The organism is Sphingobium algorifonticola (genome assembly GCF_004005485.1).
In the GTDB taxonomy this organism is placed as follows: domain Bacteria; phylum Pseudomonadota; class Alphaproteobacteria; order Sphingomonadales; family Sphingomonadaceae; genus Sphingobium; species Sphingobium algorifonticola.
Genome location: NZ_RZUL01000002.1, coordinates 303833 through 326119 on the forward strand (window position 1 = coordinate 303833; position 22287 = coordinate 326119).

15 protein-coding genes are annotated in these 22287 nt (G+C 65.4%); 9 read left to right on the top strand and 6 right to left on the bottom strand.

Going from position 1 to position 22287, the window contains the following annotated elements:
* The first annotated feature begins 78 nt into the window (after positions 1-78).
* The 3 genes from ENE74_RS06525 to ENE74_RS06535 are packed head-to-tail and all read left to right on the top strand — an operon-like array spanning position 79 to position 3615.
* The gene (locus ENE74_RS06525) at positions 79-1623 is read left to right on the top strand and encodes an aldehyde dehydrogenase (NADP(+)) (RefSeq protein ID WP_127690037.1); all 1545 of its coding nucleotides are present in this window, start codon (positions 79-81) and stop codon (positions 1621-1623) included.
* Between the two features lie 46 nt (positions 1624-1669).
* A complete protein-coding gene (gene araD1 / locus ENE74_RS06530) occupies positions 1670-2689 on the top strand; it encodes an AraD1 family protein (protein WP_127690039.1) in 1020 nt (339 codons plus the stop codon).
* Positions 2689-3615: a Gfo/Idh/MocA family protein gene (locus ENE74_RS06535; RefSeq protein ID WP_127690041.1), complete on the top strand. Its 927-nt coding sequence runs from the start codon at positions 2689-2691 to the stop codon at positions 3613-3615. The genes araD1 and ENE74_RS06535 overlap by 1 nt, the downstream gene beginning before the upstream one ends.
* A 258-nt stretch (positions 3616-3873) precedes the next feature.
* Here ENE74_RS06535 and ENE74_RS06540 read toward each other — a convergent pair whose 3' ends face one another.
* The gene (locus ENE74_RS06540) at positions 3874-4536 is read right to left on the bottom strand and encodes a queuosine precursor transporter (protein WP_127690043.1); all 663 of its coding nucleotides are present in this window, start codon (positions 4534-4536) and stop codon (positions 3874-3876) included.
* Positions 4537-4842: 306 nt separating this feature from the next.
* On the opposite strand from ENE74_RS06540, the gene ENE74_RS06545 reads away from it, so the two are divergent.
* Positions 4843-6081, top strand: coding sequence for a NupC/NupG family nucleoside CNT transporter (locus tag ENE74_RS06545; RefSeq protein ID WP_127690045.1), 1239 nt, complete (start codon positions 4843-4845; stop codon positions 6079-6081).
* A 37-nt stretch (positions 6082-6118) separates the two neighbouring features.
* Here the strand turns inward: ENE74_RS06545 and ENE74_RS06550 are convergent, their stop codons facing one another.
* Together ENE74_RS06550 and purD are read right to left on the bottom strand one after the other, a co-directional pair.
* Positions 6119-6664 carry a hypothetical protein gene (locus ENE74_RS06550; protein WP_127690047.1) on the bottom strand — a complete coding sequence of 182 codons (546 nt, stop codon included), beginning with the start codon at positions 6662-6664 and terminating at the stop codon, positions 6119-6121.
* A 38-nt stretch (positions 6665-6702) separates the two neighbouring features.
* On the bottom strand, positions 6703-7983 hold the full coding sequence (gene purD / locus ENE74_RS06555; RefSeq protein ID WP_127690049.1) for a phosphoribosylamine--glycine ligase: 1281 nt from the start codon (positions 7981-7983) through the stop codon (positions 6703-6705).
* 7 nt (positions 7984-7990) lie between these two features.
* Here purD and xseA point away from each other — a divergent pair, with 7 nt between their 5' ends.
* The 3 genes from xseA to ENE74_RS06570 are packed head-to-tail and all read left to right on the top strand — an operon-like array spanning position 7991 to position 10620.
* A complete protein-coding gene (gene xseA, locus ENE74_RS06560; protein WP_127690575.1) occupies positions 7991-9475 on the top strand; it encodes an exodeoxyribonuclease VII large subunit in 1485 nt (494 codons plus the stop codon).
* 33 nt (positions 9476-9508) lie between these two features.
* Positions 9509-9733: a DUF2093 domain-containing protein gene (locus tag ENE74_RS06565; protein WP_127690051.1), complete on the top strand. Its 225-nt coding sequence runs from the start codon at positions 9509-9511 to the stop codon at positions 9731-9733.
* 35 nt (positions 9734-9768) lie between these two features.
* Positions 9769-10620, top strand: coding sequence for a M23 family metallopeptidase (locus tag ENE74_RS06570; RefSeq protein WP_127690576.1), 852 nt, complete (start codon positions 9769-9771; stop codon positions 10618-10620).
* A gap of 54 nt (positions 10621-10674) precedes the next feature.
* Here the strand turns inward: ENE74_RS06570 and ENE74_RS06575 are convergent, their stop codons facing one another.
* Positions 10675-11268, bottom strand: coding sequence for a hypothetical protein (locus ENE74_RS06575; RefSeq protein WP_241241864.1), 594 nt, complete (start codon positions 11266-11268; stop codon positions 10675-10677).
* Between the two features lie 421 nt (positions 11269-11689).
* Between ENE74_RS06575 and ENE74_RS06580 the strand changes: the two genes are divergently transcribed.
* On the top strand, positions 11690-14656 hold the full coding sequence (locus tag ENE74_RS06580; protein WP_241241865.1) for a TonB-dependent receptor plug domain-containing protein: 2967 nt from the start codon (positions 11690-11692) through the stop codon (positions 14654-14656).
* A gap of 113 nt (positions 14657-14769) precedes the next feature.
* Here ENE74_RS06580 and clpB read toward each other — a convergent pair whose 3' ends face one another.
* Together clpB and ENE74_RS06590 are read right to left on the bottom strand one after the other, a co-directional pair.
* A complete protein-coding gene (gene clpB, locus ENE74_RS06585) occupies positions 14770-17349 on the bottom strand; it encodes an ATP-dependent chaperone ClpB (protein WP_127690053.1) in 2580 nt (859 codons plus the stop codon).
* 176 nt (positions 17350-17525) lie between these two features.
* Positions 17526-19157, bottom strand: a complete 1632-nt coding sequence (locus ENE74_RS06590) for a M28 family metallopeptidase (RefSeq protein WP_127690055.1) — start codon at positions 19155-19157, stop codon at positions 17526-17528.
* A 170-nt stretch (positions 19158-19327) separates the two neighbouring features.
* On the opposite strand from ENE74_RS06590, the gene ENE74_RS06595 reads away from it, so the two are divergent.
* Entirely contained in the window at positions 19328-22279 is a 2952-nt protein-coding gene (locus ENE74_RS06595; RefSeq protein ID WP_127690057.1) for a M16 family metallopeptidase, read from the top strand.
* The last annotated feature ends 8 nt before the right edge of the window (positions 22280-22287 follow it).

A 22287-nucleotide genomic window follows, 5' to 3' on the forward strand; every position in this document is an offset into this window, starting at 1 on the left:
CAAACATGGCATAGGGGACATGAGAGATTGCAATACCGCCGCCGAGACAATATGTCCGAGTAAATAGAAGAGGATTTCATGAACGATCAACATGTAACCGAACGCGCCGTATTTCATTCGGTGGATGCCGCGACCGGAGAGGCCTTTGGTCCCGGCTTTGCGGTGGACGATGCCGCCGCCGTGGATGCGGCCTGCGCGGCTGCCGATGCGGCATTTGACGTCTATCGGGCCACGGACGCGGGCGCGCGCGCCGCGTTTCTCGAACGCATCGGCGAAGAGATCGTCGGGATCGGCGACGATCTGATCGTGACGGCGATGCGCGAAAGCGGTTTGCCGCGGGCGCGGCTGGAAGGTGAGCGCGGGCGCACCGTCGGCCAGCTCAAAATGTTCGCCGGGGTGCTGCGTACCGGTGCGTGGCAGGGGGTTCGCATCGATCCTGCGCTTCCCGACCGCCAGCCGCTGCCCCGGCCCGACCTGCGCCTGCGCATGGTTCCGCTCGGTCCGGTTGCCGTATTCGGCGCATCGAACTTTCCGCTCGCTTTCTCGACCGCTGGCGGCGACACCGCCGCGGCACTCGCGGCCGGTTGCCCCGTCGTCGTGAAAGGCCATCCGGCCCATCCGGCGACCGGCGCATTGGTTGCCGACGCGATCCGCCGGGCCGTTGCCGCAAGTGGCCTGCCCGAGGGGGTGTTCGGCCATCTCGTTGGCCCCGGCAATGATCTGGGCAGTGCGCTGGTCAAGGATCCACGCATCACCGCCGTCGGCTTTACCGGTTCCCGCGCCGGCGGATTGGCGCTGGTCAGGCTCGCGCAGGCGCGCGACGTGCCGATCCCGGTCTATGCCGAAATGTCGAGCATCAATCCCGTCCTGCTGCTGCCCGAAGCCCTACGGTCGCGCGGGGCGGCACTGGGCACGGCCTTCGTCGGCTCGCTGACCATGGGCGCGGGCCAGTTCTGCACCAACCCGGGCATCGTGCTCGCCATCGAAGGCGAAGGGCTGGACAGCTTCATGACGGCGGCGGCCGAGGCTTTGGCCGGGGCGAATGCCGCGACGATGCTGACCGGCGGGATCAAGACAGCCTATGAATCGGGTGTCACGCACTTGGCGCAGCATGATGCGGTCGAAACTGTCGCACGGGGCTGCGCGCCTTGTGGCACGGGTGAGGCGCAAGCCGCCCTGTTCGCGACGGGGGCGAAGCAGTTCCTGGCCGACAGCGCGCTCGGCAACGAAGTATTCGGCGCGTCCTCCCTTCTGGTGCGCTGTGCCGATGAACAGGAATTGCGCAGCGTTCTGGGCGCACTCGAAGGACAGCTCACGGCCACGGTGCAGATGGATGACGGCGATACCGATCTGGCTGCGCGGCTGCTCCCCTTGCTGGAGAGAAAGGCCGGGCGCATCCTGGCCAATGGCTGGCCCACCGGGGTCGAGGTGGCGCATGCGATGGTGCATGGTGGCCCGTTCCCCGCGACGTCGGATGGGCGCACGACATCGGTCGGCAGCCTGGCGATAGACCGTTTCCTCCGGCCGGTTTCCTACCAGAATCTGCCTGCGGCGTTGCTGCCTGCTTCCGTGCGCGATGACACCGCCGTGCCTCGTATGGTCGACGGCGTTTTCACGCGCTGAACGGTACAAGGTGACCGTAACGGCGGCACCGATCTGGGAGAAGAGCATGACCTTGCGCCTGCTTCAGCACCGTTCCGAAGATGGTAGGCGATCGGTGATCGCCGCCACTAAGGCCGGTGCCTGGTTTCTGGCGGGCGCAACAACCGTGCGTGCGCTCGCGGCCCGCGCGATCGCCGAAGGGATTACCCTCACTGACGTGGTTGCCGCGACGGCACCCGGTCCGGCAGTGGACATCGCGGCCGAACTGGCGGCTAATCGCCTGATCGCGCCGATCGATCATGAAGACCCGGCCCATCTGGTCATGAGTGGCACGGGTCTCACCCATCTCGGCTCGGCGGAGGGTCGCGACCAGATGCATCGTGCCGCCGCTGCCGCCGCCCAATCCGGCACGGCGTCGTCAGGGGCGGGGCAAACCGATTCGATGCGGATGTTCCTGGAAGGCGTCGTCGGCGGGAAGCCCGCTGCGGGCGAGACCGGGCAGCAGCCCGAATGGTTCTATAAGGGCGATGGCACCGCCCTCGTAGCGCCGGGCGCGCCGCTCAGCATGCCCGCCTTCGCGCAGGATGGCGGCGAGGAGCCGGAGCTTGCCGGCATCTATCTGATCGGGCCGGATGGCACTCCGTTCCGCCTTGGCCTCTGCGTCGCCAATGAGTTCAGCGATCACGTCACGGAGCGGCACAATTATCTGTGGCTGGCGCATTCCAAACTGCGCCAGGCGTCGCTCGGCCCGGAGTTGCTGGTGGGTGCCGTGCCGGAACATGTCGAAGGCACAAGCCGCATCCTGCGCGACGGGGCCACGCTCTGGGAAAAGCCGTTCCTGTCCGGCGAGGCGAACATGTCGCACAGCTTCGCCAATCTGGAGGCGCATCATTTCAAATATCCGCTGTTCCGTCGTCCGGGCGACGTGCATGTCCATTTCTTCGGCACCGCGACGCTCTCCTTCTCCGATGGCGTGAAGACGCGCGAAGGCGATATGTTCGAAATCGAAGCTGCGCCGTTCACGCTCCCGTTGCGAAACCCGCTTGCACGCGCCGCGTCCGAGACGGTTCAGGTGCAGGTGCTTTGATGGACCCGATCCGTATTGCGGTCGTCGGCATGGGCAAGATCGCGCGCGATCAGCATTTGCCCGCGATTTCGGGCAATGTCGCGTTCGGGCTTGCGGCGACCGTCAGCCCCGATGACGCGGGCATCACCGGGGTCCCCCATCACGCCTCGCTCGATGCTCTGCTGGCGGACGGACCGGCCGTTGACGCCGTCGCGCTCTGCACACCGCCGCAAGTGCGTTATGCGCTCGCATCGCAGGCGCTGGCGCGGGGCATGCATGTGTTCCTGGAAAAGCCACCCGGCGCAACCTTGTCGGAAGTCGCCGTGCTGGAGGATCAGGCGCAAAAGACGGGCGCAAGCCTGTTCGCGGCCTGGCATTCGCGCTTTGCGGCCGGGGTTGCCCCGGCACGCGCCTGGCTGTCCGACCGGCGCGTCGATCGTGTCACGATCGTCTGGCGCGAAGATGTGCGGGTGTGGCATCCGGGACAGGCCTGGATATGGGAGCCCGGCGGCCTCGGCGTGTTCGACCCCGGTATCAATGCGTTGTCGATTGCCACATGGATTCTGCCCCGTCCCTTTTTCCTCGAATCGGCAACGCTCGCCCTGCCGGGCAATCGCGCCGCGCCGATTGCGGCCGATATCCTGTTTCGCGATTCGCGCGGCGCGCCGATTACGATGGACCTCGACTGGCGGCAGACCGGCCCGCAAAGCTGGGATATCGTCGTCGATACCGACGCAGGGACGCTGCGGCTGGCCAATGGCGGGGCGGTGCTGACCTTGCCCAGCGGCACCGACCATGCCGAGGATCGTGAATATCCCGGCCTCTACGCGCGTTTCGCCACGCTGATCCACACCGGGCGGAGCGAAGTCGATACCGCGCCGCTGCGGCTGGTCGCCGACGCGTTTCTGCGCGGCACACGTCTTGCCGTCGAGGATTTCGATGATTGAGTGCATCCGGGCAGCGTGCTTGCCGGTCCGGCATTCCGGTGTCGCATATGATCGGCACGCCCTAGCTATCCGGCGGGCGCGACGGATTCGCGTTATTGCTTTGGAATGCGGGCGGAGCTCCAGATTTCGGATTGCTTCGTGTTGACGGTCCTCTGGTCTGACGAGGGTTAACGAGGCCTCGCTGTCCGACGATCGCGATCCTGATGCATCCGGCGGGCCGGGAAAGGCGGCAAGACCGGTTCCTTCGCCGGGGGCCGTTCAGTGCATGGTGTTCGGGCGGCCGTCCAGCCGCCGTCCGATCCAGACACACAGATAGATAAGCGGCGGCACCAGCAGCGCAGACAGCGTGACCTTCGCAATCATCTGGCCCAGCATCAGTTCACCGATGGGAAAGACGCCCCAGAAGGCCAGGCTGATGAAGATCAGCGTATCGACTGCCTGGCTCAGCACCCCGGCAATCGCGCCGCGCAGCCAGAGCAAGCCGCCTTCGCCGCGCCGCAGCGCGTCGAAAATCGTGACATTGAGCGTCTGCGACACGCCATAAGCGGCAATCCCCGCCAGCATCAGGCGCGGCGACTGGCTGAGTACCAGCTGGAACCCTTCCAGCCGCGCGGCTTCCATGCTGGGCGCGGCAGGCAGAGCCAGCACCAGCTCGAACAGCACGATCGCGAAGATTAGCGGAATGAAGCCGAACCGTACCAGCCGGTTGGCAATAGCGCGGCCATGCAGTTCCGCCATCGCGCTGGAGATGACGACCAGCAGCAGGAAGGCGAAGATACCCGATTCGACGGACAGCGGCCCCACGCTGGCCTGCTTGTTTCCCAGCACACCCGCGATGCAGGTCATGCCGCCATACAGCACGGAAAAGACGAAAAGCGAGCGCGGCACAGTAGCAGCGGCTGCGGAAACGGGAGCGGACATCCCCGTTTCATATCGGCTTTTGCGGAAAGGGGAAGGGCGGGGGTGCAACTAAGCCCTTCTCCTTCAGGGGAGTGACACCCTCTAAAACTCCCCTCCCTTGAAAGGGAGGGGCCGGGGGTGGGTGCGATGGCACAGCAATTGCTGGCGAAGCCAATTGGTGCCGCGGACATCCCCCACCCCGACCCCTCCCCTGAAGGGGGGAAGGGCTCAATCTTTGGGCACTAGCCCAATCGGCGTCGCCCTGTATAAAACGCGTACTGCCGGGGGCACCGGCGCTGTTCCGTTCCGTCGCATCCGAAAGCATCCATGACCAGATTTCTGATCGGCCTCGCTGGCATCGCGCTTATTCTTGCCATTGCCTTTGGCCTGTCGTCCAACCGCCGCGCGATCCGTCTGCGCATCGTCGGCGCGGCCTTCGCATTGCAGGCGGGGATCGCCGTGCTGGTGCTTTACGTACCTGCGGGCAAGGCCGTCATTGCAGGCATGTCGCGCGGCGTCGCCAATCTGCTGGGCTATGCGCAGGCGGGCACGGACTTTATCTTCGGCCCGCTCGCGAAGCCCGAAATCGGCGGCGCGAGCTTCGCCATCGCTGCGCTGCCGGTCATCATCTTCTTCGCCAGCCTCGTCTCGATCCTCTATTATATCGGCGTGATGCAACTGGTGGTCCGCTGGGTCGGCGGCGCGATTCAGTGGGTGATCGGCGTGTCCAAGGTCGAATCCCTGTGCGCGGCCGCCAATATCTTCGTGGGGCAGAGCGAAAGCCCGCTCGTCATCCGCCCCTATCTGGCGGGGCTTACCCCGGCGCAGCTTTTCACGGTGATGACGTCGGGCATGGCGGGGGTCGCGGGAACGATCCTCGCTGCCTACGCCTCGATGGGGATCAAGATCGACTATCTGCTCGCGGCCAGCTTCATGGCGGCGCCCGGCGGCATATTGATGGCGAAGATCATGATGCCGGACAATCCCGACGATCCGCAGGTCGATCCCGTCATCCTGCCAGAAGGGAGCCATGACGAGGAGCGCGCGGCGAACATCATCCAGGCTGCGGCACAGGGGGCGCAGACCGGCGTGAAGCTGGCGGTAGCCGTCGGCGCGATGGTGCTGGCGTTCGTGGCGCTGGTGGCGCTGGCCAACGGCCTGCTCGGCGGGGTCGGCGCATGGTTCGGCTATCCGGCGCTCAGCTTCCAGCAGATATTGGGCTATCTCTTCTCGCCGATCATGTATCTGCTCAACATTCCATGGACGGAGGCGCAGGTGGCTGGCGGCCTGTTCGGCACGAAAGTCGTGCTGAACGAGTTCGTCGCCTATATCCAGCTCGGCACGGTGCAGGGCACGCTGTCGCCCGCGACCGTCGCGATCGTCACCTTTGCGTTATGCGGTTTCGCCAATTTCAGCTCGATCGCGATCCAGATGGCAGTCACAGGTAACTTGGCCCCCAACCAGCGCCCGATGATCGCGAAGCTGGGGATCAAGGCGCTGGTCGCAGGCAGCCTCGCCAATCTGATGAGCGCGGCACTGGCGGGCATGATGCTGGGGATGGGATAGGCCTGCCTCACAAAGGTCGTCATGCTGACGAGAGTAGTTAAAGCTTCCCGTATTTCGCTTCGAACCCGGCGACATCGCCCGCCGCCAGATATTTCGCCTGGTCGATCCACTGGTCGCGAACCGGGCGCCCCTTGAAATTGCCCAGTTTGGCGTCGATCGCGGCGAGGTCCGCATCGGTCCATGCGGCGATCTGCGCGAAGCGGGTAACGCCAAGGTCGGTCAGCAGCGCGGCCAGTTTCGGGCCGACACCCTTGAGTTGCAGCAGATTGTCGACCCCGTCCGTCGATGCAGCGGGCGCCGGTGCAGGCTCGGGCGCCGGACGGGCCGGGGTCGGATCGATCTGAACGGACGGAGGCGGTGCGGCGGCGGGGATCGGATCGATGACCGGCGGCACGGGGGTGGGCGTTACCACCGGCGGCGGCGCGCTTTCCACCTGCGGTTCGACAGCCTTCGACGGCTCCGCACCGTCCTCGGTCTGCGCCTTGTCCGCCGAGGCCTTGCTCGACATCAGATAGGTGATGGCGATGACGATCAGCAGAGCGATCACCAGCCACAGGCCATAGGTGGTCAGAAACTCGGTCATATTGTTCTCCTGTTTCGTATCTTTTCAGGCCCTGTTTTTCAGGCCGCGTCCTCGCGCGCGACTTCGCGCCAGCCGATGTCGCTGCGGGCAAAGCCGTCTGCAAAGTCGACGACCGAAAGCGCCTTATAGGCCTTCGCCTGCGCCGCGCGCACCGTCGGTCCGCTGGCCGTCACGTTGAGCACCCGGCCACCCGTCGAGATCAGCGTTCCATTGCGCATCGCCGTGCCTGCGTGAAACACTTTGGCACCGTCGGCTTCGGCGTCGGCGATGTTGCCGATCGTCCCGCCTTTCTTCGGCGTGCCGGGATAGCCCTGCGCCGCCATCACGATCGTCAGCGCCGGATCGGGCGAGAGCGTCACCGGCGGATGCGCCGCCAGCGTCCCCTGCGCCACCGCCAGCAGCAGCGTGACGAGATTGTCCTGCAATCGCATCATCAGCACCTGGCATTCCGGGTCGCCGAAGCGCGCGTTATATTCGATCAGCTTCGGCCCGGTGCGGGTCAGCATCAGCCCGGCATAGAGCACGCCGCTATAGGGCATCCCTTCCGCCGCCATCGTTTCGACCGTCGGCTTTATGATCTCCTCGATCACGCGCGCCTCCAGTGTCGGGGTCAGCACACGGGCGGGGCTGTAGGCGCCCATGCCGCCGGTATTGGGGCCGGTGTCGCCGTCGCCCACGCGCTTGTGGTCCTGCGCGGAGCCGAAGGGGAGGATCGTCGTCCCGTCGGTCAAGGCGAAAAAGCTCGCTTCCTCGCCGGTCATATATTCCTCGATCACGACTTCCGCGCCCGCCGCGCCGAAGCTGCCGGAAAACATGTCCTCGATCGCGGCCTGTGCCTCTTCGTGAGTCATCGCGATGATGACGCCCTTGCCCGCCGCTAGCCCGTCCGCCTTGATGACGACCGGCAGGCCGAAGGGGGCGAGCGCGGCATGGGCGTCCGCCTTGTTCGTCACCCGCGCATAGCCTGCGGTCGGGATATTGGCGCGGGCGCACAGATCCTTGGTAAAGCCCTTCGATCCTTCCAGTTGCGCGCCCAGTTTCGACGGGCCGAAGACCGGCACGCCCGCCGCCCGCAGACTGTCGGCGAGGCCATCGACCAGCGGTGCTTCCGGCCCGATGACGACCAGGCCTATGGCGTTGGCGGCGCAGAAGGACAGGACCGCGGCATGATCGGTCGCGTCGAGGTCGACCAGCGTCGCATGCTGCGCTATGCCCGGATTGCCCGGCGCGGCGAACAGCATGTCGCAGTTTGCCGATTGCGCCAGCTTCCACGCCAGCGCATGTTCGCGCCCGCCGCCGCCAAGCAAGAGGATGTTCATCGCCACCATGTCCCCGGAAGTTGAGTCTGCCTATGATCCGTCGGGCCGCCTGTTAGCGGAGGATGCGCCGGGCGACAACGCGCCGCCGCTCAGTGTGAGCGAATTGTCCGCCCGGCTGAAACGCACGGTGGAGGATCGCTTTGGCCAAGTGAAACTGCGCGGCGAGATTTCCGGTTTGAAGCGCGCGGCGTCCGGCCACGTCTATCTGGCGCTGAAGGACGAAAATGCGGTGATAGACGGCGTGATGTGGAAGGGCGGGGCCGGGCGGCTTGCCTTCGCGCCAGCCGATGGCATCGAAGTGATCGCGACCGGCAAGCTCACCACCTATCCCGGCCGGTCGAAATATCAGATCGTGATCGAGCGGATGGAGCTGGCCGGCGAAGGCGCGCTGATGCAGCTCCTCGAAAAGCGCAAGCAGAAGCTCGCCGCCGAAGGGCTGTTCGCAGCGGAGCGCAAGGTGCCTCTGCCGTTCCTGCCGAAGGTGATCGGCGTCGTCACCTCGCCCACCGGCGCGGTGATCCGCGACATATTGCATCGCCTCGCCGATCGCTGCCCCACGCATGTTCTCGTCTGGCCGGTGCTGGTGCAGGGAGACGGCGCGGCGGGGCAGATTGCGGCGGCGGTGCGCGGCTTCGATGCCATGGCCGCCGATGGCCCGGTGCCCCGCCCGGACCTGGTGATCGTCGCGCGCGGCGGCGGCTCGATAGAAGACCTCTGGGCGTTTAACGAGGAAGCGGTGGTGCGCGCGGTGGCGGACTGTTCCATCCCGATCATCTCGGCGGTCGGGCATGAGACGGACACGACGCTGTGCGATTTCGCCGCCGATGTTCGCGCGCCGACGCCGACCGCCGCCGCCGAAATGGCGGTGCCGGTGCGGGCGGACCTAATGGCGCTGCTGACCGAGCAGGGCCTGCGCGCGCAGCGGGCGGTGCGGCGCGGAGCTGCGCAGGCCCGCGAACGGCTGGACATGCAGATGCGCCTGATGCCCGCGCCCGACACGCTGCTGGAAACGCAGCGCCAGCGCGCCGACGATCTGGGCGAGCGGCTGGGCCGCGGCCTGCTGCACCGGGTGACCGGCGCGCGGGCGCGGCTGGCGGAACGGGCGGGGGCGTTGCGCCCCGCGCTGCTCGGCCAGCGGATCGCGCGCGACCGGCAGCGGCTCGATGCGCTGCGTCTGCGTCCCGACCTGCTTGTCCGCCGCCTGTCCGACGCGACGACTGCGCTCGACCGGCTGTGGCGGCTGGCGGCGTCGCTCGATCCGAAGCGTCCGCCGCGTCCCGGCTTTGCGTTCGTGACGGCGGGCGGGCGGATCATCACCAGCGCGGCGGATGCGCGCGCGGCGGGCACCATCACGCTGGGCTTTGGCGACGGCGATGTCGATGCCGTGACCGGCCCCCTTGCGCCGCCCGCGCCGCCATCGCATAATCCGCCAAGGCCTGCGCGCAAGACCGGGGTGCCCCCGTCGAGCCAGCATGATCTGTTCACATCCTGACCGGAAAGGCCGCCACGCGCGGATGCGACCCTTATGCTGATGTCCCATGGCAAACGCCCGGCGCGGCTGCACTATCTGCCGTACAGCTTTCGCGTCCTCAGCCCCGGCGATCATGTCACCTGCGCGGTTTCCGGGCAGGCGATCCCGCTGGAGGAGTTGCGTTACTGGAGCGTCGCCCGACAGGAGGCCTATGCCAGCGCCGCACTGTCGGTGGAGGCGGAACTGGCGGACCGGGCAAAGCGCGGACTGCCGGTGTGAAGGCCACGCGGGCCGGCCTGTGGCTGACCGTGTCGATGGCCCTCGTTGCCGCCGCCCATGCGCAGGAAACAGCGCCGCGGCCCTTGCCGCCGGAGGTCGTACAGCGGGATGGGCAGCCGGTTGCACGGGCCGATTTCGCCTTGCAGGGGCGGGCGGTGCAGGGCGGTGTGCTGACCGGTCTCGCGCCTGCGCGAACTGTTGCGCTCAGCCTGGATGGCATGCCCGTCCCGCTGGCGGCGGACGGCCGCTTCCTGATCGCCTTCGATCGGGATGCTGCGCCTCAGGCCACGCTGCGCGCGACTCGTGCGGACGGCAGCGATATCCTGCACAGGCTTACCATCGCGCCGGGCGTCTGGCGGATCGAGCGGATAGACGCGCCGATGCGCCCCACGCGCAGCACTGCGGCGTTCCTGGCCTTGCGCGCGCCGGAGCTGGAACGGATCGCCGCCGCCCGCACCATCCGCAGCGACAGCCAGGGCTGGCGGCAGTCCTTCCTCTGGCCAGTGCGCGGACGTATCTCCGGGCTGTTCGGGGCGCAGCGCGTCTATCGCGGCGAACCGGCGGCCTATCATGGCGGCGTCGATATTGCCGCCGCCACCGGCACGCCCGTCCGTGCGCCCGCCGATGGCGTCGTGATCCTGGCCGCGCAGGCTCCCTTCACACTGGAAGGGCATCTGCTGATGATCGATCATGGCGCGGGTCTCAACAGCGCGTTCCTGCATCTGTCCCGCATCGATGTGACCGAAGGGACACAGGTGCGGCAGGGGCAGGTGATCGGGGCCGTTGGCGCGACCGGCCGCGCGACCGGGCCGCATCTGCACTGGGGCATGAAGTGGAACGATGCCCGGATCGATCCGCTGCCGCTCGCCGGCCCCATGCCACGCTAGACGACAAGCCGCGCCAGGCGACGGGCCGCAGGAGCAGGGCGCTGCGACCGCCGGTCAGCCGACGCGCTTCATCCGCACCGCGCGCCCGCGCCCGATCTTGCCCATGTAACTGCCCAGCGCCGCCCGCTTGATAACGATGGGGCTGCCGACCTTGGGAAAGACGGATGTCACGGCCTCGGTCGTCTGCCACTCGGCGTCGTCCTCCAGCCGGAACCAGTATTTGCCATAGCCCAGGTCGCGCATCGCCTTGATCGTGGACTGGATTTCCGAAAATTCCGGCTTGCTGTTCTCCGCTTCGTCGTCATTGCCCAGGAAGGGCAGGCGGGGCAGCGAAAAGCCGAACAGCGACCGGCGGGTCTTGCGCACTTCGGCCTTGTCGAGCAGCACGACTTCATCGTCCTGCGCCGCGCGATCGAGCGCCGCCACCTGCGCATCATAGCAGGACAGGCGCGCCGTGGCGTCTGTCAGGGCACGGCAATCGAGCAGCTTGGTGAAGATTTCCGGGCGCGGCTTGGGCTTGTCTGCGGCGATGGCTGTGCCGGTGATCGCACCGCCGCCGATGCATAGCGCCGCGACGATCGCCAGCGTGAGCGGATGGCGGTATGACGATGTTATGGTCGCCGCCGTGGTGAATGCGGGCTGCTGCATGATTCCTCCCGTCGCGACCGATGGCCGCCGTCGTCTGTTGTCCGTTGCGATCACCATGCCGGGGCCCCAGGCGACGCGCAAGTCCTGCATCGCGCCGCAGATAATGTCGGCAGCAAGCAATTAAGTTCCACGCCTATTACAAATCCATGACTCTTTCTTTGTGTCTTTAGCGACACGGGGAAATGATGTTGCTCAATAGGTTGTGGCTGGGCCGCGCCTGGCCTGTTGCAAATATGCTACAACGCCGATCAAAAGACACGGTCTAGATGAACGTTGCCTTTACAGCCGATGGTCCCCCGCGCAGACTAATGCCAGCCCGTGCGAAAGGCGCAACGCTGTCGGGCCATTTTTCGCCTTTCGCACGCAAGCCATAGCAAGGCAGGCCAAAACCTGTCGAAACTCCAGAGCAAGGGACTGGATAGTGAAAACCATATCGAAAATCGCGCTGCTGCGCAGCGGCGTTGCACCGGTGATTCTGGGTGCAGCGCTTTTCGCCGTGCCCGCCACGGCACAGGATGTCGCCGCACAGGCGAGCACGGAAGAAGCCTCCGTAGACGAAGGTTCCATCGTCGTAACCGGTTCGCGCATCGCGCGTCCCGACCTTGAGGTTTCGAGCCCCGTTCGCGTTCTGGGTCGTGAAGAAATCACGCTCCGTGCGCCGACCACCGCTGAAGAACTGCTGCGCGACCTTCCGTCGGCTCGCCCCAACCTCGGGCCGGGCGTCAATAACGGCAGCGACGGCAGCTCGTCCATCGACTTGCGCGGCATCGGTCCGAACCGGACCCTCGTGCTGCTCGACGGACGCCGCATCGTGCCCTTCGGCCTCGATGGCATCACCGATCTCAACACCATTCCGATCGCCCTGGTTGACCGCGTCGATGTCGTCACCGGCGGTGCATCGTCGGTTTACGGTGCAGACGCCGTTGCAGGCGTCGTGAACTTCGTCACGAAGCGCGACTTTACCGGCATCGACCTCTCGGCCAACTATCGCATCACCGAGCGTGGCGATGCCGCCGCCTATCAGGCTGATCTTGTTACGGGCGCGAGCTTTGACGATGGTCGCGGCAATGCCGTGCTGGCATTCGGCTACACCAAGTCCGATCCGCTGAATCAGGACAGCCGTTCGTTCGGCGTCGCGGCGCTCAACACCGTCGATGGTCAGCCGCAGGGTTCGCAGACGGCAGTTCCGGCATTCCTGCTCGGTCCGGTTTTGCCGGGCGTGACCAACAACGGCCTGGGTTATGTCATCAACCCGACCACGGGTGCCTTCCAGACGGCTACGTCACAGGATCTGTACAACTTCAATCCTGACAACCTCTATCAGACGCCGCTGGAACGCTACAACATCTACGGTTCGGCGCGTTACGAAATCAGCGACGCGATCGAGATGTACTCGACCGCGATGTTCACCAGCAACAAGGTGTCCATCCTTTCGGCGGCATCCGGTACGTTCACCAACCCGTATTTCCTGCCGCTCAGCAACCCGTATCTGCCCGATGCGGCGCGTAATCAGCTTTGCTCGGCGATCAGCCTTTCGGCAGCGCAGTGCACCGCAGCAGACAATGCGACGAGCGCGACGGACCCGAACTATCGCGAAGTGCCCGTCACGCTGGCACGGCGTTTCGTGGAATATGGTCCGCGCTTCCAGAGCGTTGACACCACGCAGTTCCAGATTCAGGCTGGCCTGCGCGGCAAGGTGACCGAAGGCATCAATTTCGATGTTTCGGCCCAGTTCGGCGAAACTAACCAGAACCAGACTCGCGAAAACTGGGGTTCCTACTCCCGCGTGCAGCAGTCGTTGCGTTCGTTCAACACGACGACCTGCTCCAACACGGCGAACGGCTGCGTTCCGATCAACCTGTTCGGCCCTGCCGGCAGCATCACGCCAAGCATGCTCGGCTTTATCGATCTGGACAGCTATATCCGTCGTACGGTGCAGCAGACGGTCGTCACCGGCTCGATCAACGGTGACCTGTTCGGCGCGACCAGCCCGCTGACGGACTCACCGATCGCCTTCTCGATCGGTGCGGAATATCGCAAGCTGACCGCGGAATCGAACCCCGATGGGTCTGCGCGCATCCAGAGCGAAGTGCTCGGCACGGGTGCTCGTACGCCGCAGGATTTCGGTACTTACAACGTGAAGGAAGCCTTCGGCGAACTGATCGTTCCGCTCATCACTGACACGCCATTCTTCTACAATCTGACGCTGGAAGCAGGTATCCGTTATTCGGATTACTCGACGACCGGCACCAGCACGACGTGGAAGGCCGGTGGTAGCTGGGAGCCTGTGGAAGGCTTCAAGTTCTGCGGCATGTATCAGCGCGCCGTTCGCTCGCCGAACATCCAGGAACTGTTCCAGTCGCCGGTTACGGGTCTCAGCAGCCTTGCGGTTGACCCTTGCCAGTCGACACTGCCCGTCGGTAATGCCGCTCTGTCGGCGCTGTGCGTCGCCACCGGCGCACCCGCCGCCAGCATCGGCAGCATTCCGTCCCCGTCGGCGAACCAGATCAACGCCACGACGTCCGGTAACCCCAACCTCGATGTGGAGCGTGCGCGCACGATCACTTTGGGCGCTGTGTTTGCTCCGCGCTTCGTGCCCGGTCTGTCGATCACGGTCGATTACTTCGACATCCGCGTGACCGACGCTATCACGACCCCGGCGCAGGGCGACATCCTGAATGGCTGCTACTCGACCTCGCTGAACCCGACGCTGACGTTCAACAGCTTCTGCGCACTGATCGGTCGTAACCCGATCAACGGCAGCCTCAATGGTGCGGGCGAAACGCTGGGTGTGGTGCTGGCAAGCTCCAACCTGGGTATCATTGATACGTCGGGCGTCGATCTGAGCATCAACTACCGCATCCCCGTGGGCGAAGGCGCACTGTCGTTTGGCTTCAACGGCACCTATCTGGATCACTACACGTTCCAGGCGACGCCGAACGCTATTACCCGCGATTGCACCGGCTATTACAGCACCAACTGCACCAACCCGCGTCCGGAATATAAGTGGAACCTGCGGACCACCTATTCCAACGGCCCGGTCCGTGCTTCGGTTCTGTGGCGCCACATCAGCGGTGTCGATATCGAACCGGCCGCGCAGACGCCGCGTCCGCCGCTGACGACGCCGCAGACGGGTGGTCCCAACCCTGCAACGGTGTTCGATGCCTATGAATCGATCCCGGCGTACAACTACTTCGATCTGGCGCTGGGTGCCGATGTTGCGGACAACCTTGAGCTGAACCTGCTCGTGTCGAACCTGTTCGACAAGCAGCCGCCGATCGTCGGTTCGGGTGCGGGTGGCACGGCCTTCAACAACGGCAACACCTTCCCGACCACTTATGACGTTCTGGGTCGTTCCTACACGATCTCGGCACGCCTGAAGTTCTGATCGGGCAGGCAGCTCAGCAGCCTGACGCCTGAAAAAGGAAAGGGCCGGAGCATTGCTCCGGCCCTTTTTTGTATGCGTTTCAACGGGTCGCTCGAATGGCCGCCCCGTCCCCCTCACCCCACCGTCAGCAGCAGCGCGCCGTCACCATCCTGAACCCGCACCGTCGCGCCGTCGGGCACGTCGCCGCGCAGGATCATGTCGGCCAGCGGGTCCTGCAGATAGCGTTGCACCGCGCGTTTCAGCGGCCGGGCGCCATAGACCGGATCATAGCCCACCCGGCCGAGCCACGCGCGCGCGCCGTCGGTCAGGTCCAGCGTGACCTTGCGATCCTTCAGCAGCGCCTGGACGCGGCCGACCTGAATGTCCACGATCGGGCCCATATGGTCCGCCGCCAGCCGGTGGAACAGGATGATCTCGTCCAGCCGGTTCAGAAACTCCGGGCGGAAATGCGCGCGGACGATGTCCATCACCTGCGGCTCGACATCGGCGGTCGTCTGCCCCTCGGTCATCGCCGTCAGAAACTGGCTGCCCAGATTGCTGGTCAGCACGATGATGCTGTTGGTGAAGTCGACCGTGCGGCCCTGTCCGTCAGTCAGGCGGCCGTCGTCAAGCACCTGGAGGAGGATGTTGAACACGTCGCCATGCGCCTTTTCCACCTCGTCGAACAGGATCACCTGATAGGGGCGACGGCGGACGGCTTCGGTCAGCACGCCGCCTTCCTCGTAGCCGACATAGCCCGGCGGGGCGCCGATCAGCCGCGCGACGCTGTGCTTTTCCATGAACTCGCTCATGTCGATGCGGACCATCGCATTGGGATCGTCGAACAGAAACTCGGCCAGCGCCTTGGTCAGCTCCGTCTTGCCGACGCCGGTCGGGCCAAGGAACAGAAAGCTGCCGAGCGGCCGGTTGGGGTCCTGTAGCCCCGCGCGGGCGCGACGCACCGCCGTAGAGACGGCCCGTACCGCATCGGCTTGGCCGATCACCCGCCTGCCGATGGTTTCCTCCATGGCAAGCAGCTTCTCGCGCTCGCCCGCCAGCATCCGTTCGACCGGAATGCCCGTCCAGCGGGCGACGACTCCGGCGATGTCCTCCGCCGTCACTTCCTCGCGCAGCATCGCGCCTTCGGAGGCAGACGCTGCGGCCTCAAGCTGCTTTTCAAGGCCGGGAATGGTGCCGTAGGACAGCTCGCTCATCTTCGCCAGGTCGCCCGCGCGCTGCGCCTGCTCCAGCTCCAGCCGGGCGGCGTCGAGCTGCTCCTTGATTTTCGCTTCGCCGGCGATCTTGTCCTTTTCCGCCTGCCAGCGCGCGGTCAGTTCGGCAGACTGCTGTTCCAGGTTCGCCAGTTCCGCTTCCAGCGCGGTCAGCCGGTCGGCGCTGGCGCGGTCGGTTTCCTTCTTCAGCGCCTCCCGCTCGATCTTGAGCTGGATGATCCGCCGGTCGAGATTTTCGATTTCCTCGGGCTTGCTCTCCACTTCCATGCGCAGGCGGCTCGCGGCCTCGTCCATCAGGTCGATGGCCTTGTCGGGCAGAAACCGGTCGGTGATGTAGCGGTGGCTGAGAGTCGCGGCGGAAACCAGCGCGCTGTCGGTGATCCGCACGCCATGGTGCAGCTCATATTTCTCTTTGAGGCCGCGCAGGATGGACACCGTATCCTCAACGGTCGGTTCGCCCACGAACACCGGCTGAAAGCGGCGTTGCAGCGCCGGGTCCTTCTCCACATGCTTGCGATATTCGTCCAGCGTGGTCGCCCCGATGCAGTGCAACTCGCCCCGAGCCAACGCGGGCTTCAGCAGATTGCCCGCGTCCATCGCGCCTTCGCCCTTGCCCGCGCCGATCAGCGTGTGCATTTCGTCGATGAACAGAATGATATGGCCGTCCGCGCCCTTCACTTCGTCGAGCACGCCTTTCAGCCGCTCCTCGAACTCGCCGCGATATTTGGCCCCCGCGATCAGCGCACCCATGTCGAGCGCCATCAGCGCGCGGTCCTTCAGCGTGTCGGGCACGTCGCCATTGGCGATGCGCAGCGCAAGCCCTTCCGCGATCGCGGTCTTGCCGACGCCTGGTTCGCCGATCAGCACGGGGTTGTTCTTGGTCCGGCGGGCGAGAATCTGGATGGTGCGGCGGATTTCCTCGTCACGGCCGATCACCGGGTCGAGCTTTCCGTCGCGCGCCGCCTGCGTCAGGTCGCGCGCGAACTTCTTCAGCGCATCATAGCGATCCTCGGCGCTCTGCGTGTCCGCCGTGCGCCCGCCGCGCAGCTGATTGATGGCGGCATTCAGCGCCTCGGCCTGCACCCCCGCCGCCGCGAGCGCCTTGCCCGCCGCCGTGGTGGTGGACAGCACCAGCGCGAGCAGCATCCGCTCTACGGTAACATAGCTGTCGCCTGCCTTTTGCGCGACCTGCTCGGCAGAATCGAGGACGCGCACGGCATCATTGTCGAGGCCCGGCGTCTGCTGCGCGCCGCTGCCGGAAACGGCAGGCACCTTCGCCAGCGCGGCGTCGGTCTCGCGCAGGGCCGTGGCGGCGTCGCCCCCCGCTGCGCCGATCAGGCCCGATGCCATGCCCTGCTCGTCCTCCAGCAGGGCTTTCAATAGATGTTCGGGGCTGATCCGCTGATGGCTCATGCGGATTGCCACGGTCTGCGCCGATTGGAGGAAGCCCTTCGCGCGGTCTGTAAACTTTTCGAGGTTCATATCGATGCCCTAGCTGGATGTAGTCACGATATGGTGTTGCCAAAATAGCACACAAGGGGTGGTGACATTTCTGCGTCTCTTACAACCCTGCTCCGTTCGGTTCGAGCTTGTCGAGAACCCTTCGCACGGGAAGAGTTCTCGACAAGCTCGAACCGAACGGGTTTAGGGAGACTGGTTCACGGCATCTTCGCCTTGGGCGCCCCTGGCGCGAACACATCGCCGAAGAAGTCCTTTTCATACCACAGCGGCGTGGCGGGCGCATTGGCGATGTCGCGGGCGATCAGATAGTTGATCTTCGCGAACTTGGCCGCCGCCTTCCAGTCGAACGGCAGGTCGATCTGGTCCGACGGCTTGTGATAATGCGTCTTCAGGAAATCCTCGAACTGCTTCTGCCCTTCGCCCGCAAAGCCGGTCATCAGGAACACCGACGGCACGCCTTCCTGCACGAAGCGATAATGGTCCGACCGGGTGAACAGCCCTTCGGCGGGCAGCGGATCGGGCGACAGCTTCACGCCCGCGGATGCCGCAGCCCGACCCACGAGCGGGCCGAGCGTCGAATGTTCCGCGCCGAACGCGATCACATCCTGAAAGTCGTACAGCAGGATGGGCATGTCGAGATTGACCACGCCGACCACCTTGCCGCCTGCGGGCAGCACCGGATGCTTGGCCAGATATTGCGATCCGAGCAGGCCGTCCTCCTCCGCTGTCACCGCCGCCAGCATGATGGGGCGCTTGGGCTTCGCCCCGGTCGCCATGAAGGCGCGCGCCACTTCCAGCAGCGTCGCCGTGCCCGCCGCATTGTCCATCGCGCCATTGTAGAGCTTGTCCGGGCCTTCGGCGGTTTCCTTGATCCCTTCATGGTCGAGATGCGCCATCAGCAGCACATATTCATTGGCGAGCGCCGGGTCGGACCCCGGAATGATGCCGATGACATTCTGGCTCTGCGCGGTGCTGACCGTCGACGCGCGGGTGATCGTGACCGTTGGTTTCAGCGCAAAGCCCTTGGGCTTGCCGCCCTGTTTGGCGGCAATGTCCAGCGCCGATTGCAAGCTGCGCGGCGCGCCCGCGAACAGCGCGTCCGCGGCCTTGCCCGTCACGGTCGCGGACCCGCGCATGCCCGGCGCGCGGACATAGGGCTTCCCATCGGTCTCGATCCAGCTCACCACGGGGCCTTGGCTGTTGGCGACATAGCTTTTCCACGGACGGCGACCCAGCGCCTCGGGCGTCGGGATGGAGATGATGCCGATTGCGCCTGCCGCCTGTGCCATCATCACCTTTTCGGCGTTCAGATGCGCGCCGATCTCGCTTTGCATCCCCTTGGGAAAGCCGGAGAGGACGACCACGAACTTGCCCTTGACGTTGAGGCCCGCATAATCGGTCATGCCGTTTTCCGGCGACTGGATGCCGAAGCCCGCAAACACCGCGCCTGCGCTCAATGTCTGGTCCGGCTCGCGGGCAAAGGCCGTGACGATCGCATCGGTGCCGTTGTCGAAACTCGTTTCGCCAATGCTGATACGCGCGGGCGCGCCGTCCTTCAGGTTCGCCATCGACAGGGTGACGGGCTGATACCATTTTCCGTCGACCGCCGGTGTCAGGCCCAGCCCTTCGAATTGCGTGGCGACATAGCGCGCGGCGATGTCGAAGCCCCGGCTGCCTGCGTTGCGCCCTTCGAGCAGATCGTCGGCGAGGAAGGCGACATGCGCCCGCATCGCCTCGGGCTGCACCTCGGGCACAGTTGCGTCCTGCGCCAGCGCGGTGGTGGACAGCAGCGTCAGGGCGACGGCGGCGGCGAACGGGCGAAGGGTCATGATGGCGGTCTTTCGTGGCAGAGATAATCCTGTGGCATGCGAAACTATCGTGCGACAAGCGGCTGTCCAGCGGAAAGCGTATTGCGTCGCTAAAACGCTTCGCTATTCTGCGCCATCTGCCGGTGGCCGTTGCGCCTGCCGGGCACATGCCGTGTGAAGGATTGCCCCTGATGTTTCGTACTTTCGCCCCCCGCCTTGCGCTGGCCCTTGCGGTGTCGCCGCTGGCGCTCGCCGCGCCCGTCTATGCCCAGGGTACCGCCGCCACGAAGCCCGCGCCGGTCGAAACGCTCGTTTCGGCGGTGAAGATACCCTATGAACAGTTCACCTTGGCCAACGGCCTGCGCGTCATCGTCCATACCGATCGCAAGGCGCCGGTGGTGGCCGTGTCGATCTGGTACGATGTCGGGTCGAAGCACGAGCCGAAGGGCAAGACCGGCTTTGCCCATCTGTTCGAGCATCTGATGTTCAACGGGTCGGAAAACAGCCCCGGCGATTTCTTCGAGCCGCTGCAACAGGTCGGCGCGACCGATTTCAACGGCACCACCTGGTTCGATCGTACCAATTATTTCCAGACGGTGCCCAAGTCCGCGCTGGAGGTTGCGCTGTTCCTCGAAAGCGACCGTATGGGGCATCTGCTGGGCGCGGTGACGCAGGAGAAGCTGGATAACCAGCGTGGCGTCGTCCAGAATGAAAAGCGGCAGGGCGACAATCAGCCTTATGGCCTGGTCGAATATGTCCAGCTTGAAGGGCTGCTGCCGGCGGGCCATCCCTATGCCCATTCCACGATCGGGTCGATGGCTGATCTCGATGCCGCCAGCCTCGCCGATGTGAAGAGCTGGTTCACCGATCATTATGGCCCCAACAATGCCGTGCTGGTGCTGGCGGGCGATATCGACGTGGCGACCGCCCGGCCGCTCGTCGACAAATATTTCGGCGACATCGCGGCTGGCAAGAAAGTGCAGCCCGTCAATGCGCCGGTGCCCAGCCTGCCCGCGCGCAAGGACATGGTGATGAAGGATCGCGTCGCGACGACGCGGCTCTATCGCTGGTGGGCGGTGCCGGGCCTCAACGATCCCGACGCGACGCCGCTGGAAATCGGCGCGTCGGTGCTCGGCGGTCTCGCCAGCTCGCGGCTCGACAACGAGCTGGTGCGCGGCGAACAGATTGCCGTGGGCGTTACCGCTCAGTTGCAGGAGTTCGCGCAGCTTTCCTTCTTCGAAGTCACCGCCGATGTGAAGCCCGGCGTGGATGCCAAGCTGGTGGGCGAACGGCTCGACGCGCTGCTGGCCGACTATATCGCCAAGGGGCCGACCGCGGACGAAGTGGCGCGGGTCGCTACATCCAGCATTTCCGGCACGATCGGCGGCCTTGAATCGGTAGGCGGCTTTTCCGGCAAGGCGGTGACGCTGGCCGAAGGCGCGCTCTATTCGAACGATCCGTCCTTTTATGCGAAGCAGCTCAAGGAACTGGCGCAGGCGACACCGGCGCAGGTGACGGCGGCGATGCAGAAATGGCTGACGCGCCCGGTGTTCGCGCTGACGGTCGAGCCGGGGGAGCGCGACGCCTATCAGGATGCCGGTGGCAAGGTTTCGGTGCGCAGCGGCGTGACCAGCGCGCCCGCTTATTATCGCATGCCCGAAGACGGCGGCCTCGGAAAGGCCAGTATCAGCATGCCGGCGCAGGCCGTCGCCGCGCCTGCCGATGCCGGTCCGGCGTCCGCGCCGGGCGGGCCTCGCGCGGCGGTCGATCGCAGCAAGCTGCCCGAAGTCGGCCCCATTCCCAATCTCGATTTCCCCACGGTCGAAACGACCACTTTGTCGAATGGCATCAAGGTGCATTTCGCAAAGCGCGATACCGTGCCGACGCTGCGCCTGTCGGTCGTGTTCGATGCGGGCAATGCCGCCGATCCGCATGACAGGCTGGGCACGCAGGCGGTGATGCTCGCGATGCTCAAGGAAGGCACGAAAACGCGCAACGCCGTTCAGATCGCCGAGGAGCAGGAGCGGCTGGGCGCGAACATTTCGGTCGGTGCCAGCATGGATCGCACCACCGTGGGCCTCTATGCGCTGATGCCCAATCTCGCGCCCTCGCTCGATCTGATGGCCGACATCATCAAGAACCCCGCGTTCGACGCCAAGGAACTGGACCGGGTGCGCAGCCAGCAGCTCTCGCGCATCGCGCAGGAGCTGACCCAGCCGCAGGCGCTCGCCAGCCGCACACTGCCGCCGCTGCTGTTCGGCAAGGATCATCCCTATGGCGTGCCGAGCAGCGGCACCGGTGATCCGGCAGTGGTGAAGGCGCTGACGCCGCAGGATCTTGCCGGGTTCCACAACAAGTGGATTCGCGGTGACAATGCGGAAATCTTCGCAGTCGGCGCGACTACATTGGCGGACCTCAAGCCGATGCTGGAGGCGCGCTTCGGCACATGGCGCATGACGCGCGACCTGCCGGGCAAGAAGAACTTCGATGTGCCGACGCCGCCCGCGCAATCGCGCATCGTGCTGGTCGATCGCCCGCAGTCGCCGCAATCGGTCATCTACGGCGGGCAATTGCTGGACGCGAAGGGCAGCGACGATCTCGTCACCTTCCTTGCCGCCAACGACATATTGGGCGGCAGTTTCCTCAGCCGGATCAACATGGACCTGCGCGAAACCAAGGGCTGGTCCTATGGCGTGTTCTCGACGATCAACCGCTTTGCCGGCCGCTTGCCCTATATCATCGTCGCCCCGGTGCAGGCGGACCAGACCGGCCCGTCGATCACCGTGCTCAAGACGCAGTTCAAGGATTTTCTGGGCGTGAAGGGCGTGACCGCCGCCGAGCTGGAGCGGACAGTCAACGGCAGCACCCGCGAACTGGCGGGCAGCTTCGAAACCTCCGCCGACGTGCTGGGTGAAATGCAGCGCGACGTGCTGTACAACCGGCCGTTCGATTATGTCGAGACGCTGGCCGACCGCTACAAGACGTTGACCGCCCCGCAGCTTGACGCCGCCGCGCGCAAGCTGATCGACCCCGACAAGGTGACCTGGGTCGTCGTCGGCGACAAGGCGGTTGTGATGCCGCAGCTGGAAAAGCTGGGCATGCCGATCACCGTCGTTGACAGCGCGAGCATCGCGGCCAAATAAGCCGAAAC